Annotated in this window: 17 protein-coding genes; 10 read left to right on the forward strand and 7 right to left on the reverse strand. The window is 68.7% G+C overall.

Translation table 11 applies throughout. From position 1 onward, the window contains the following. Nucleotides 1-58 precede the first annotated feature (58 nt). The 4 genes from AW272_RS10720 (at nt 59) to AW272_RS10735 (ending at nt 4466) form a co-directional block, all read left to right on the forward strand. Nucleotides 59-574 (forward strand): VOC family protein, encoded by a 516-nt coding sequence (locus AW272_RS10720; RefSeq protein ID WP_218010843.1) that lies wholly within the window; start codon nt 59-61, stop codon nt 572-574. A gap of 115 nt (nt 575-689) precedes the next feature. Then, nucleotides 690-2645 (forward strand): AfsR/SARP family transcriptional regulator, encoded by a 1956-nt coding sequence (locus AW272_RS10725; RefSeq protein WP_066363288.1) that lies wholly within the window; start codon nt 690-692, stop codon nt 2643-2645. A gap of 34 nt (nt 2646-2679) precedes the next feature. Then, a complete protein-coding gene (locus AW272_RS10730) occupies nt 2680-3336 on the forward strand; it encodes a peroxiredoxin (RefSeq protein WP_066363289.1) in 657 nt (218 codons plus the stop codon). A gap of 5 nt (nt 3337-3341) precedes the next feature. Further along, the gene (locus tag AW272_RS10735) at nt 3342-4466 is read left to right on the forward strand and encodes an NAD(P)/FAD-dependent oxidoreductase (protein ID WP_066363730.1); all 1125 of its coding nucleotides are present in this window, start codon (nt 3342-3344) and stop codon (nt 4464-4466) included. On the opposite strand, the gene AW272_RS43740 is transcribed toward AW272_RS10735, so the two are convergent. The 4 genes from AW272_RS43740 to AW272_RS10755 are packed head-to-tail and all read right to left on the reverse strand — an operon-like array spanning nt 4463 to nt 6999. Continuing rightward, nucleotides 4463-5341 carry a VOC family protein gene (locus AW272_RS43740; protein WP_174551806.1) on the reverse strand — a complete coding sequence of 293 codons (879 nt, stop codon included), beginning with the start codon at nt 5339-5341 and terminating at the stop codon, nt 4463-4465. The two genes, AW272_RS10735 and AW272_RS43740, sit on opposite strands and share 4 nt — an antisense overlap. A 17-nt stretch (nt 5342-5358) precedes the next feature. Beyond that, nucleotides 5359-6075 (reverse strand): maleylpyruvate isomerase family mycothiol-dependent enzyme, encoded by a 717-nt coding sequence (locus AW272_RS10745; protein ID WP_066363292.1) that lies wholly within the window; start codon nt 6073-6075, stop codon nt 5359-5361. Continuing rightward, nucleotides 6029-6565, reverse strand: coding sequence for an NUDIX domain-containing protein (locus tag AW272_RS10750; RefSeq protein ID WP_066363293.1), 537 nt, complete (start codon nt 6563-6565; stop codon nt 6029-6031). The genes AW272_RS10745 and AW272_RS10750 overlap by 47 nt, the downstream gene beginning before the upstream one ends. Before the next feature lie 29 nt (nt 6566-6594). Beyond that, on the reverse strand, nt 6595-6999 hold the full coding sequence (locus AW272_RS10755; RefSeq protein WP_066363300.1) for a nuclear transport factor 2 family protein: 405 nt from the start codon (nt 6997-6999) through the stop codon (nt 6595-6597). 23 nt (nt 7000-7022) lie between these two features. Here AW272_RS10755 and AW272_RS10760 point away from each other — a divergent pair, with 23 nt between their 5' ends. After that, complete coding sequence (locus AW272_RS10760; protein ID WP_066363303.1) at nt 7023-7727, forward strand: DUF72 domain-containing protein; 705 nt, start codon at nt 7023-7025, stop codon at nt 7725-7727. A 5-nt stretch (nt 7728-7732) separates the two neighbouring features. Next, nucleotides 7733-8383: a class I SAM-dependent methyltransferase gene (locus AW272_RS10765; RefSeq protein ID WP_066363304.1), complete on the forward strand. Its 651-nt coding sequence runs from the start codon at nt 7733-7735 to the stop codon at nt 8381-8383. Here the strand turns inward: AW272_RS10765 and AW272_RS10770 are convergent. Both AW272_RS10770 and AW272_RS10775 read right to left on the reverse strand, forming a co-directional pair. After that, nucleotides 8344-8856: a dihydrofolate reductase family protein gene (locus AW272_RS10770; RefSeq protein WP_066363306.1), complete on the reverse strand. Its 513-nt coding sequence runs from the start codon at nt 8854-8856 to the stop codon at nt 8344-8346. The two genes, AW272_RS10765 and AW272_RS10770, sit on opposite strands and share 40 nt — an antisense overlap. After that, nucleotides 8853-9335: a TetR/AcrR family transcriptional regulator gene (locus AW272_RS10775; protein ID WP_066363731.1), complete on the reverse strand. Its 483-nt coding sequence runs from the start codon at nt 9333-9335 to the stop codon at nt 8853-8855. Before AW272_RS10775 ends, AW272_RS10770 begins: the two co-directional genes overlap by 4 nt. Nucleotides 9336-9402: 67 nt before the next feature. On the opposite strand from AW272_RS10775, the gene AW272_RS10780 reads away from it, so the two are divergent. From AW272_RS10780 to AW272_RS10795, 4 genes are all read left to right on the forward strand, one after another. After that, on the forward strand, nt 9403-10413 hold the full coding sequence (locus tag AW272_RS10780; RefSeq protein WP_066363307.1) for a Dyp-type peroxidase: 1011 nt from the start codon (nt 9403-9405) through the stop codon (nt 10411-10413). Continuing rightward, entirely contained in the window at nt 10410-11210 is an 801-nt protein-coding gene (locus tag AW272_RS10785; protein ID WP_066363314.1) for a family 1 encapsulin nanocompartment shell protein, read from the forward strand. Before AW272_RS10780 ends, AW272_RS10785 begins: the two co-directional genes overlap by 4 nt. Nucleotides 11211-11298: 88 nt before the next feature. Further along, entirely contained in the window at nt 11299-11931 is a 633-nt protein-coding gene (locus tag AW272_RS10790) for a response regulator transcription factor (protein WP_066363316.1), read from the forward strand. A gap of 57 nt (nt 11932-11988) precedes the next feature. Further along, on the forward strand, nt 11989-12639 hold the full coding sequence (locus tag AW272_RS10795; RefSeq protein WP_083958180.1) for an SRPBCC family protein: 651 nt from the start codon (nt 11989-11991) through the stop codon (nt 12637-12639). Here AW272_RS10795 and AW272_RS10800 read toward each other — a convergent pair. Further along, entirely contained in the window at nt 12636-13370 is a 735-nt protein-coding gene (locus AW272_RS10800) for a GntR family transcriptional regulator (protein WP_066363318.1), read from the reverse strand. The genes AW272_RS10795 and AW272_RS10800 overlap by 4 nt on opposite strands. Nucleotides 13371-13457: the final 87 nt, after the last annotated feature.

The raw sequence follows: 13457 nt of genomic DNA on the forward strand, positions 1-13457 counted from the left end.
TGAGCGGGGCCAGCCTGCGCGTTCTCCCGGAAGGGCCGGGCCGGTTGACTCCTCAGTGGTGCCGGTCCGACCGGACGGCGCCTTCCCTTTCCTGCTGGAGAGCACCATGCCGATGCCGGCGAACCCGCCCAAGAACCCCGCCAGCCCGTTCGCGTCCTTCGCCGGGCACCACGTCGGAATCCGGGTGCCGGATTTCGAGGCCGCCAAGACCTGGTACACGGAGAAACTCGACTTCCGGGTTCTGCGGGAGTGGCCGTACGGAGACCTGAAGCTGGCCTATCTCAGCCCCGCCAACGACGACGACTTCCACGTCGAACTGCTCGCCGGGCCGGTCCCGTTTCCGAAGGAGGTCCTGGACGACCTGGAAGTGAGCCTGCGCCACGGCGGTTACCAGCACATCTGCGTCCACGTCGACAGCGTCGACGACACCCGGGCCGAACTGGTCCGCCGCGGTGTCGACGTGATCGGCGAGCCGTTCGAGATCGAGGACATCAGCCGCCGCCTGGCCTTCTTCCGCGATCCCTGGGGAAACATGATCGAGCTCTCGGAGACCCTTCCGGGCGCCGGCGCCTGAACCAGTCGTGTCAGGCGTTCAACTGCCGAGCTGCTCCCGGACGGCTTTGGCGGAGGCCTGATTTTCGTATGGCACTATTCGAAATGTCCTGATGGAGACGGCTTCTGGGTGAAACGTGATTGATTTCCGGATTGACTTGTTCGGCGGCTTCCGGGTCAGGGTCGGCGATCGACTCATCGCTCCGGAGGCCTGGTCCCAGCGCAAACCGGCCGCTCTCGTCAAGCTCCTCGCCCTCGCCCCCGGCCACCGGCTCCGCCGCGAACAGGTCATGGACGCCCTCTGGCCCGACCTCGACCAGCGCGCCGCCGCCGCGAACCTCCGCAAGGCCCTCCACTCCGCCCGACGGAATCTGGCCGAAGACAAGCTGATCCTTGCGGTGGGAGACCTCCTCTGCCTCCCACCGGAGGGGGTCAGGGTCGACGTCGCCGCCTACTGGTCCGCCCGCCGGACCAGGGATTACGACGAGGCGATCGAGCTCTACCGAGACGGTCTCCTCCCGGAGGACGTGTACGAAGACTGGGCCGCCGCCCCACGAGAGGAACTGCGCCTCGACTGGCTGGCCGCCGTCGAGGAGTACGCCGGACTCCTGGAGTCCAGGGGCGACCTCAACGAAGCGGCGAGAAAGGTCCAGCGACTCGTCGCGGAAGACCCGCTCCGGGAGTCCGCCCACGCCTGGCTGATGCGCCTCTACACACTCGCCGGACGTCGGGACGAGGCCCGACGCCAGTACTCGAAAATCAATGAGCTCCTCGACATCGAGCTGGGCGTCGAACCTCAGCCAGAAACGCAGCGCCAGTATGCCGAGATCGGCGCCGACCAGGCCCCAGACCCTGCCCTGACCACGGATCTCTGGGAGAAGGTCGGCGACCTGCGGGTTCAGTCGGGCGATCCGGCGGGCGCGGTCAAGGCGTTCGGGCAGGCGCTCACCGACTCCGCCGACCTGAAAGTCACCGGACGCATCCACCGCAAGGCCGCCGGCGCGTGGCTGATGCAGCACGTACCGGACGAGGCGGAGTCTCATCTCGACGCCGCCGAGCGGCACACCCCCGACGCCGCCGAACTGGGCCGGCTCACCTGTCTCAGGGCCAACCTCGCCTGGGAGCGCGGTGACCTGGCCACCGCTCACCTGCTCGCCGAGAAGGCCCATGCCATCGCGCTCGCCGACGGCGACAGTGCCGACGTCGCGGCGGCGCTGGAAGCGCTGGCGTTCGTGTCCCACGTCCAGGGGAACTGGCGGCCCGGTCTGCACGCCCAGATCGAAGGGCTCGCCGGGGTCGCGCTCGGGGTCAGGGTCGCCCGGCTGTGCGACTTCAACCACTGCCTCGGTCAATACCAGCTCTACGGCGACGCCTTCTCCGGTGACGTCGAAGACTACGCGCGGCAGACGCTCACCCTCGCCGAGCGGGCCGACGCGATCCCCGCCCAGGCGTTCGCCTGGTGTCTGCTCGGTGAATCACTGCTGCTCGGGGCCCAATGGGACGAGGCCGAGGCGTGTCTCGAACGCTCGTGTGAGCTGTACGCGCCCCTCGGCAGCCGCTCGGTCGCACTCCCGTGGCTGCGACGGGCCGAGCTCGCGGCCTGTCTGGGGGCCCACGACGAGGCCACCGCCCACCTGAAGCGTGCGCGCGCGATCGCGATGGTCACGCCGATGGCGCGGCACGCGTGGGCGCGGCTGCACGCCACCGCCGCGCTGGCGGCCATGGAGCGCGGCAACCCCGACGACGTCATCCGGTCGGTCCGGGCGACCCAGAACGCGGCCGCCCGCCACGGCGACTGCGCCACGTGCAGCGCGCTGCTCAACCCCGTGGGGGCGCAGGCGTTCGCGCTGGTGGGTGATCGCGAGGGGGCGTACACACTCATGAAAGCGGCCACCCGATTGGCTGGGTCTTTCGAGAGTTCCGGCTGGAACGCCATGGCGGAGTCGGCGGCGGGGAGCGTGGCGCTCGCCGACGGCGATCACGCGGAAGCCGACGATCACTTCCACAAGGCGGCCGGTCTCTACGAGCGGGCCGGGCACGCCTTCTGGGCCGAGAAGGCGCGAGGGAACGTTCAGGGAACGCGGGCTCCGTAACGTCTTCCTCGACACCTAGCGAGGGAGCTCCACAATGAGCCTGACCATCGGCGACACCGCCCCCGACTTCATCGCCGCGACCACCGACGGCGCTGTCGGGTTCCACACCTGGATGGGCGACTCCTGGGCCGTGCTGTTCTCGCACCCCAAGGATTTCACCCCGATCTGCACCACGGAGCTCGGCTACATGGCCCGGATCAAGCCCGAGTTCGACCGGCGCGGTGTGAAGATCATGGCGCTGTCGGTCGACCCGGTCGACAAGCATGCCGCCTGGGCCGCCGACATCGAGGAGACCCAGGGCGTCGCGCCCAACTACCCGATGATCGGCGACGCCGACTACACCGTCTCCAAGGCCTATGGGATGCTCGGCGCCGACGTGAGCGGCGACCCGTCCGACCGGACCGCCGCCGACAACCAGACGGTGCGCGGGGTCTTCGTGATCGGCCCTGACAAGAAGATCAAACTGATCATGCTCTACCCGATGACGACCGGCCGCAACTTCGACGAGATCCTGCGCGTCATCGACTCGCTGCAGCTCACCGCCCGGCACAAGGTGGCCACGCCGGTGAACTGGCAGCAGGGCGACGATGTGGTGATCGCCGGGTCGGTGTCGAACGACCAGGCCAAGGAGCTGTTCGGCGGGTGGGTCGAGCCCAAGCCGTACATCCGCATCGTGCCGCAGCCGAAGTGACGACGATGCGGATTCTGGTACTCGGGGCCGGGTTCGGCGGTCTGGAACTGACCACCCGGCTCGCGGAGACGCTCGGCGACGCGGCCGACATCACGCTGATCGACAAGGCCGAGGGGTTCGTGTTCGGCTTCTCGAAACTCGACGTGATGTTCAGCCGGACCGTTCCCGACGCCGTGGTGCACCCTTACGAGGGGCTGGTCAAGCCGGGTGTACGTCTGGTGCGCACCACCATCCGGGCCATCGATCCGGCCGGGCTGCGCGTCGAGACCGACGCCGGGGCGTTCGAGGGGGACGTCCTGGTGGTCGCCCTCGGCGCCGACCTGGAGCCTGCCGCGACACCGGGGCTGGTCGAGGCCGGGCACGAGTTCTACACCGTCCCGGGCGCCTTCGCGGTGCGGGACGTGCTCGCCGGGTTCCAGGGCGGGCGAGTGGTCGTCGGGGTCACCTCGACACCGTTCAAGTGCCCGCCCGCGCCCAGCGAGACGGCGCTGATGCTGCACGACTACCTGTTCGAGCGTGGCTTACGGGACGTGTCGGAGATATCCCTCGTCATGCCGCTCGGGACGCCCATTCCACCCTCACCGGCCGCCTCCGAGGCGCTGCTCGACGCGTTCGCGGAGCGGGGGATCGGGTGGTATCCGGATCGGCTGGTGTCCCGGCTCGACCCCGAGAAGAAGGTGGCGATCCTCGCCGATGGGGAGGAGATGCCGTTCGACCTGTTCCTCGGGGTGCCGAAGCATCGGGTCCCCGACGTGGTCGTCGAGTCGGGGATGTGCGTGGACGGGTGGATTCCGGTCAACCCGCTGACCTTGGAGACCGCGTTCCCGAATGTGTACGCGGTCGGCGACGTGACCAGCGTGGGGACCCCCAAGGCCGGCGTGTTCGCCGAAGGCCAGGCAGCCGTGGTGGCCGACCGGATCGCCGGGAGGTCAGCCACCTACGGTGGGACGGGGATCTGTTACATCGAGTTCGAGCACGAGAAGGTGGCCCGGGTCGAGGTGACGTTCCGGAGCGGCGAACGCCCGCACGGCCGGTTCGACGACGCGTCCGTGGTGTACGCGGCGGACAAGGGAGAGTTCGGGTCGAGCCGGGTCCGGCGCTGGTTCGGACGGGAGTGGACGACCGCCTAGTCGTACGAGGCGACCTCAATGAGGTTCTGGTCGGGGTCGCGCACGTAGAGGCTGGTCATCGGGCCGAGGGCGCCCGTTTTCCGGACGGGGCCCTCCTCGATCTCGATGCCGTGCGCTTTCAGGCGGGCGGCCACCCGCGCCGGCGGACTGGTGGTGATCAGGCAGAGGTCGGCGGTGCCCGGGGCCGGGTTCAGGGCGTGGGGGCTGAACTCGTGCCCGGCCTGATGGAGGTTGATCTTGCTGGCGCCGAAGTGGAGGGAGTCGCGGCCCTCGCCGAAGGTGACCGCGTCCATGCCCAGGACGTCGCGGTAGAAGGCGATCGCGCGAGGGATGTCGGCCACGGTCAGGACGAAGTGGTCGAGACGGTCGATGCGGATCGCGAAGGTCTCCTGGATCGCCCGCCAGGCCTGGACGTCCAGCAGGGCGCGGTTGCGGGTGAAGAAGGCGTACAGGCCGTCACCGTGCCTGGCGAGGATGTCGGGGTTGTGGCGGGCGACGTCGATCTCGTTCGCGGCGGTGATGACGAGGAAGGCGCGCAGGTCGGGCCGGGTGACCTCGCCGGTGAAGCGGTCGTGGAAGTGGGCGAGGTCGGGGTAGGTGGCGTTGCGGTCGCAGGAGGCGTAGGCGTACACGATCGCCTCGGCCTCGTCGCCGATCAGGTCCCTGACCGCGGCCCGGTCGGAAAAGGGCAGGAGGGGGTGGGCGAAGCCGTCGGTGCCGTAAGTGGCGTGGAGCAGGCCCGCCGACCGAACCTCCTCGGGCGCGCCCCACTCGCCGAGCAGCGCGGCGACGCGTTTCAGGTGCTCCAGCAGGGTGCCGCCGGGGTGGGGGATCTCGGCGGCACCGTGACGGGTCAGGAAGTCGGTCGGTCTCATGCCCTCTTCCTTCCCCCTCAGAACTGGGCGCGTTCCCGCCACGACGCCCAGACGGCCTCGTCGCCGAAGATCTCCAGGCCGTCGGACCCCCGGTTGAGCAGGGCCAGGAAGAGGTCGGCCGCGCGCCCCCGCACCGCCACCGTGCCCTTCCCGTGCCCCGGCTCCCACACGACCCGTCCCTCTTCGCCGTGGATCATCCACTCGCCCGGCACGTCGGTGGTGTGCAGGTGGACGGTCACCCCCGGGTCGAGGGTCTGACGGGAGGTCGCGACCGTGTCGATCCACTCCTCGATGCCGTCCACGGCCAGGTCGGCGGCCAGTTCGTAGGGCTGCCCGAGCGCCAGCGCCGCGTCGGCCCGGTGGACGGTCGCCTCGTGCAGACGCCGCCGGACCCACCACTGCGCCGGGCGCGGGCCGAGGAACGTCCACACCTGCGTCGACGCGCCGACCGATTCGATCGCGTCCTGGAGAACCTGCGGGCCGCCGTGCAGCCAGGCAAGTGCGCCCTCGGTGTCGGCCGGGGGCTTGCCGTCGCGGACCTCGCGCGGGTCCAGGACGCCCTCGATGCGGTCGGAGATGATCTGGGCCGACCAGCGGTCGCCCCGGCCGACGTGGCGGAAGAGTTGCTTCAGGGTCCAGCCGGGGCAGGTCGGCACGGGAGTGTCGGGGTCGGCGGTGTGGAGGAGTTCAGCGAACCGGGCGTTCTGCTCGATCAGGGCGGTCATGTGGTCCATGGCCACGATCATTCCCGGTCGGCTCGCCATCCGACAGGAACAGCGGGCCGGAACCCGGGTGCCGCAGGGTGGCGCCGATCCGGCGGGCCAGCGCCGGGTCGGTGAACCCGGCCAGCTCGTCGAGCGCGACGAACCGGACCTCGGCTATCTCACCGTCCTGGAACCGGATCCCGGCCAGGTCGTCGGCGGTCAGCGTGCCCCCGTCGAAGAGGAAGGCCACGAACGCGCGCCTGTTCGGCCGCGGCGGCTGAACATCGATGCTGAGCAGGTCACCCACCGGGCGGTCGAGGCCCAGCTCCTCGAAGAGCTCCCGGCGGGCCGCCGCCGCGGGGGTCTCCCCGCCGTCGACCTCGATCACGCCGCCGGGGATGTCCCAGTCTTCTTTGTACGTCGTCCGCACCAGCAGCACCCGGCTCGCTTCGTCGGTGAACAGCACTCCGGCCGCGGAGACGGCGACGGGGAGGGCGGCGTACCAGGCGGGAAAATTCACCGGCCGACTCTACAACCGCCGGCGGACGTTCAGGCGTAGCCCGGGTGGTCTGTCACACCTGATTTCTGGACATATTCGGGATTATCCGTCATATGCCAATAGTCGCGGGTCTCGACCGCCAGACCGTTCTCGTCGAACCGCACGAAAACACATCCGGCCAGGTGGCCTTCCTCGGCGCGTACGGAGAACTCGATCGCGGCTGTGTCCCCGTCGACCAAAGGCTCGCCGAACTTCACGTTCAGCACGATCTCCTCTGAGAACGACCACGTCAGATACTCCCGTAAAGCCGCGAGTCCCCGATGCGGCTCACGGAACGGCATCGAGCGGTGGACGATGTCCGGGGCGTACAGAGAAACAAGCAGGCCGACGTCGTGAGTGGCCCAGCCGGTTTGCCAGGTGCGGGCGAAGCGGAGGGCGATCTCCCTGGTGTTCACCCGCCGAAGCTTAGGCTGGCGCAATGTTGGTGGGAACGTCCGGCTGGCAGTACGCCGACTGGCGCGGGGTCCTCTATCCGCCCGGCCTGCCGCAGAAACGATGGCTGGAACACTACGGAGAAGAATTCGGCACCGTCGAGAACAACGGCGCCTTCTACCGCCTGCCGAGCCGCGAAACCTTTCAGGAATGGCACGACAGAACGCCTGACGATTTCGTCATGGCGGTCAAGGTGAGTAGATATCTCACCCACGTCAGACGCCTGCGCGACCCGAAAGAACCGGTCGACCGCCTGATGCGGATGGCCGAAGGCCTGGGCGACAAACTCGGCCCGATCCTGCTGCAACTCCCGCCCAATCTCCGGTGGGAAGATGGCACCCTCGAAGCCTGCCTCAGATGCTTCCCCACAAGCGTCGCCCTGGCCGTCGAACCCCGCCACGAATCGTGGTGGAACGACGACACCCGGCGAACCCTCGAAAAGCACCACGCCGCCCTCGTCTGGAGCGACCGCCGTGGCCGCAGGCAAGGACCGCTGTGGCAGACCACGACGTGGGCCTACCTGCGCTTTCACGAGGGCACGTCGAAGAGACACCCACCCCGATACGGCGACCGAGCGCTCACCACGTGGCTGACCAGACTGCCCGAAGACAGCTACGTCTACTTCAACAACGACCACGCGGGGGCCGCGGTGATAAATGCGCGCCGCTTCACAGCATTGGCGACAAAATAGGGCGCATGCGCACGACGAGGCTGTTGGGGTCCGCCGAGCTGGACGCGTCTCCCGTCGTGGCGAACATCGCGATGAACCGGGGACGCCGTCTGGCGAGTTACTCCCGTGAGCTCGGCCTGAACCTGGCCGGGCTCCTCCCGGGCGCGTCCTGGCTCGACCTGTGCTGTGGCGAGGGCCACGCGCTCGCGGAGGCCGCGATGCTCGGTGCCGATGTCACGGGGGTCGATCTGGTCGGCCACTTCGCCGTCCCGCCGGGGAAGAACGTGGAGCTGGTCGTCGCCGCCGTCCCGGGCTGGCGGCCGGCCCGGAAGTTCGACCTGGTCACTGCCGTTCACGGCCTTCACTACGTCGGTGACAAGCTCAAATTCCTCGCCGACGTCGCCGGGTGGCTGACCGATCACGGCAGGTTCGCGGCCAGTTTCGACGTCGCCTCCGTCCACACGGAGTCGCGGCGGAAACTGCTGGCCACGTTGAGGAGCCAGGGGTTCGTCTACGACTCCAGGAAGAAGCTCATCTCCAGAACCGGCCCCGCCGCGATCGAGCTCCCCTACGAATACCTGGGCGCCGATGACAAGGCCGGGCCCAACTACACCGGCCAGCCGGCCGTCGTCTCCCACTATCGGGTGTACGTCGACTGCACGAACCCCGACTCGTAGGCCACCGTCAGCCGATGAGTGAGCGCGACGTCCCCGTGCAGGGACCCGAAAAGGGGCATCCCCTCGCCGATGAGGACCGGCGCGCGGGTCACGGTGAGCTCGTCGAGGCGGCCCTCCCGCAGGAAGGTCTGGATCAGGCGGCCTCCGTCGACGTACACCCGCTTGCTGTGCGGAGTCAGCCCGGCCACCAGGTCGTCGAAGCTCCGGTAGACGGTCACCCGCTCATCGGAGGCGGGCAGCGTCGTGCTCAGGACCGCTACCTGCTTGCCCTCGTAGGGCCAGGCGCCGAAGCCGAGGACCGTCTCGTAGGTCACCCGGCCGAGGGCGACGGTGTCGATGTCGCGGATGAAGTCGGTGTAGCCGAGGTCGCCGGCCTGCTCGCCCCGGGTGGTCAGCCAGGTCAGATCGCCGTCGGGGCGGGCGATGAAGCCGTCGAGGCTGGTGCCGATGAAGGCCGCGGCGGTGAAGGTCATCTCGTCTCCAAGAGTGCGCGCAGGTCGTCTCGCAGCCGGGACACCCCGGTCAGGGCGGCGTCGACGAGGCTGCCGTTGTGGGTCAGCAAAATCAGCCGGGCCAGGACGGGGTCGCCGATCCGGTCGCGGATCTGCTCCTCCAGGCGCCGGGCATGGTCGGCGGCGTGGCGCCGGAAATCGGCGTCGGTCAGGTCGAGCTGGAAGAACGCCAGGTTCCCGGGGTCGGTGGCGCCCGCGCTCAGGGTGACGAGCGCGTCGACTACGTCGCCGGGCGGCAGGGTCACCGAGGCGGCGGCGTGCCGGGCGAAGGCCAGCAGCAGGCCGCGTTTCGAGCCGAAGCGCTGCACCAGCGTGGCCGGCGACAGGCCCACCTCGGCGGCCACCAGCGCGAGCGTCACCCCGGCGGGGCCGTGCCGGGCGATCACCAGGCCGGCGGCCCGCAGGATCGTCTCGTCATCTCGTGTACGCGGTCTCACCACACCCACCAATATAAATGACCGTTCATTTATGAACAAACCCGTGACCCGATAAGGAGATTGATCAACCATGTCACCGGCGACCCCTAGCGGGGTGGAGGACTATCGCAGCGGTGTGCAGGCGGTCCTGGGCTCGCTGAGCCCTGCGGCCATCTTCATCGTCGCCACGATCAAGCCGACCGGCCATCAGGCGGTCAGGGACCTGGGCGAAGACCTGGCCGGGCTGCTGCGGACGGTCGGTTTCCGCTCGCTCGACCCGGGGCTGTCGTGTGTCGTCGGCTACGGCTCGCAGTTCTGGGACCGGCTCTATCCGGGGCTGCCCAAGCCGCAGGGGCTGCACCCGTTCAAGGAGATCAGGGGCGCCCACTTCGCGCCCTCGACCCCGGGCGACCTGCTGATCCACATCAGGGCCAACCGGCAGGACCTCTGCTTCGAGCTGGCCGGGCTCATCATGAACCGCCTCAGGGACGCCGTCGCCAGCGCAGACGAGGTCCACGGCTTCCGCTACTTCGACGCCCGCGACCTGCTCGGATTCGTCGACGGCACCGAGAACCCCACCGGGAACCTGGCTCTCGACTCGGTGCTCATCGGGGACGAGGACCCCGACTACGCCGGCGGCTCCTACGTCCTGGTCCAGAAATACGTCCACGACCTGATCACCTGGAACGGCCTCGCCACCGAGGAGCAGGAGAAGGTCATCGGACGTCAGAAGCTCTCCAACGTCGAACTCGACGACGAGGTGAAGCCGTCGAACGCGCACAACGCGCTCACGGTCATCGAGGTGGACGGCAAGGAGGTGAAGATCCTCCGCGACAACATGCCGTTCGGCAACGCCTCGCAGGGGGAGTTCGGCACCTACTTCATCGGCTACTCGCGCACCTCTGAGCTGCTGGAACTCATGCTGACCAACATGTTCATCGGCGACCCGCCGGGCAACTACGACCGGATCCTCGACTTCTCCTCGGCGCTGACCGGTTCCCTCTATTTCGTCCCCTCAGGCGCTTTCCTGGAAGACCCGCCGGAGCCCGTGCGGTCCGGTCGGTTGATCATCGGCGACCTCAAGGGAGTCCCGCAGACATGAACAACCTCCATCGGGAGCTGGCCCCGATCTCCGACGCCGCCTGGGCGCAGATCGAGGAGGAGGCCACCCGCACCTTCAAGCGCCACATCGCCGGCCGGCGGGTGGTCGACGTCCACGGCCCCGATGGGACCGAACTGTCGGCGGTGTCGACCGGGCACACCACCCCGATCCAGCCGCCGTCGCCCGACGTCCAGGCGCGGCAGCGGGAGGTGTCGCGGCTGATCGAGCTGCGCCGGCCCTTCGAGCTCGACCGCGAGGCGATCGACGACGTCGAGCGCGGCTCGGGCGACTCCGACTGGCAGCCCGTCAAGGACGCCGCCGCCGCGCTGGCCATCGCCGAGGACCACGCCGTTTTCAACGGCTACGACGCCGGCCGGATCTACGGCGTCATCCCGGGCAGCGCGCACTCGCCGCTGGTGCTCCCGGCCGATGTCAGGGCCTATCCGGACGCCATCGCGCAGGCCCTCGGCATCCTGCGGATGGCGGGGGTCGACGGGCCCTATTCGGTGCTCCTGAGCGCCGACGCCTACACGGGGGTGGCCGAGACGGCCGACCACGGATATCCGGTGCTGGAGCACATCCAGCGACTGGTCTCCGGCGACATCGTCTGGGCTCCGGCCATCTCCGGCGCGGTCGTGCTCACCACCCGGGGTGGCGACTTCGATCTGCACCTCGGGCAGGACGTCTCCATTGGTTATCTGAGCCACACCGACGCGACGGTGACGCTGTATCTCCAGGAGTCGTTCACGTTCCTGCCGTTCACCGCGGAAGCGGCCATTCATTTGACCACACCCTAATTATCTTTCAGCAATTGTTGACATGTCATCCTGTACCCACCAGTATTGCCCGGACGAGGCGGGGGCCACAGCTTTAACACGGGGAGACATGCGGGTATTCGTCGTGGACGAAGATAGGCAGACGGCGGCGGACATCGAAGCCGCACTGGTGAAATCCGGATATTCGGTCACGGTCGGTCCCGACCGGACGGCCGTGCTCGGATATGACGTTGTTTTTCTCGGCGTGGGAGCCGACGACGGGGCAGAGGCGTGCCGGGAGATCCGGCGGACCAGCGACGTGCCGATCATCGTGCTTTCGGCCCGCGACAGCGGGGCCGAACGGATCCGCGGACTGCGGGCCGGCGCCGACGACTATCTCGTCAAACCCATTTGCATGGAGGAATTGGAAGCGCGGATGGAAGCCGTCCTGCGGCGGACGCGGGGCGGCAAGACCGACGTTCTCCAGGCCGGTGACATCCAGATCGACGCGAAACGTTATCTGGTCTGGCGGGACGGCCGGAATGTGCCGCTGACGCCGAAGGAGTTCGCGTTACTCCGGCGGCTCGTGCAGACGCCGGGCGAGGTGGTCACCAAACAGACGCTGTTACTCGAGAACTGGAAGGACCTGAGCAGGTCGGCGGCGCGGACTCTCGACGTCCACATCGCGCACCTGCGGGCCAAACTCGGCGAGCCGAATGTGGTGGAGACCGTGCGGGGAGTGGGCTACCGGTTGGTCCCCTGAAAAGACTGTCAGGTGTTGCCAGGAGCGTTCCAAGGGCACATGGGGTGAGATGTGCCCATGAGAAAGAAGCCGTTTCGGCTGTTAAGCGCTCCACTGCTCGCCCTCACGATGGTGCTGTCCGTCATGAGCTCGCCCGCCAGGGCGGAGACCGACCCGGTGCTGGCCCTGCAGTGGGAGCTGGCCCGCACCACGTACACCCTGTTCGAGAGCCTGAACCACCCGAACCCGGCCCTCCTCCGGGCGGCCAGATCGCAGAGCATCTCGGTCGACATCGCGGCCCCCCGCGACGAGGTGTTCGCGATCTACTCGAACTTCGAGAACCACCTCGGCGCCAACCCGCTGCTCCAGCGGGTGGTCACCCACTCCGACACCACCACCGCCGGGGTCCGGACCATCAACCAGACCGCGGTCGAGAACACGCCGCTCCAGCCGGGGCTGCCCGCGACCCCGATCAACACCCACGCCCAGCAGCGGATCAACGCGGCCGGATACTTCTACGAGGTCGACTCGTGGACGCTGCCCAACATCATGACCCACCAGACGATCACCTTCGAGGACCTGGGCGCGGCCGGGACCCGGGTGACCGAGAACCTGACGTTCGAGGCCAGCGTCCTGCTGATCGACTACACGCTCTCCCAGGGCGTCATGGCCCACCAGGGCATCCAGTCGGTGTTCAAGAGCCGCATCGAGGGCGGGTTCTACAGCTAGTCCTGCGGATGCACGGCCAGGGCGCCCGCCGCGTTGCGGATCGCGAACGTCACGCTGCCGGCTCGGTAGCGGTCGTCCGACCACTCGGCTGGGCGCCCTTCCCGTGTCGTCGTCACCCGCCGCTGCCGCAGCAGCGGCCCGCCGCGCCGCACTCCGAGCAGGCGGGCGTCCTCGGTCCCGGCCGCGACGGCGTCGATGAGGTGCTCTCCGTACGCGAAGATCAGGCCCCTGGACTCGTACAGGGCCTGGGTGACCGAGTCGCAGTCTGCGGGCAGCCGTTCGACGGCGGGGGCGAGCCAGCCCGCGTACACGGTCCGTTCCAGCAGGACCGCCGTGCCGTCGAGGCTGCGTAACCGGAGCACGTCGAGCACCGAGTCACCGGTGGTCAGCCCGAGGCGGGCCGCCTCGGCGGCGGCGGCCCCGCGGCGGCGCTGGTCGATCACCTGGCCGGTCACCTCGTGCCCGGCGGCCCGCGCCCACTGGGCGAAACTGTGCAGCACCGCGAAGTTCTGGCTGCGTTCGCGGCCGAGAACGATCCGCCTGGCACCCTGGCGGGAGCCCACGAGCCCTTCGGCCGTCAGCACCGCGACGGCCTGGCGGACCGTTCCCCGGGCGACCTTGTGCCGGGCGGCCAGCACGGTCTCCGAGGGCAGCGGTGTGCCCACCGGGATCTCACCGCCGAGGATGGCCGCCCGGAGCTCGTCGGCGATGCGCGCGTATCGCGGGTGCACGGCGACTCCCCCAACTTTGCTGTGTACAGGGCAGGCTTCACCGTACGGTCCGGAAATCGTCCGGAAAAGTGGGGGTTTAGCCATTTG

The sequence above is a fragment of the Herbidospora mongoliensis genome (assembly GCF_001570545.1).
GTDB lineage: Bacteria > Actinomycetota > Actinomycetes > Streptosporangiales > Streptosporangiaceae > Herbidospora > Herbidospora mongoliensis.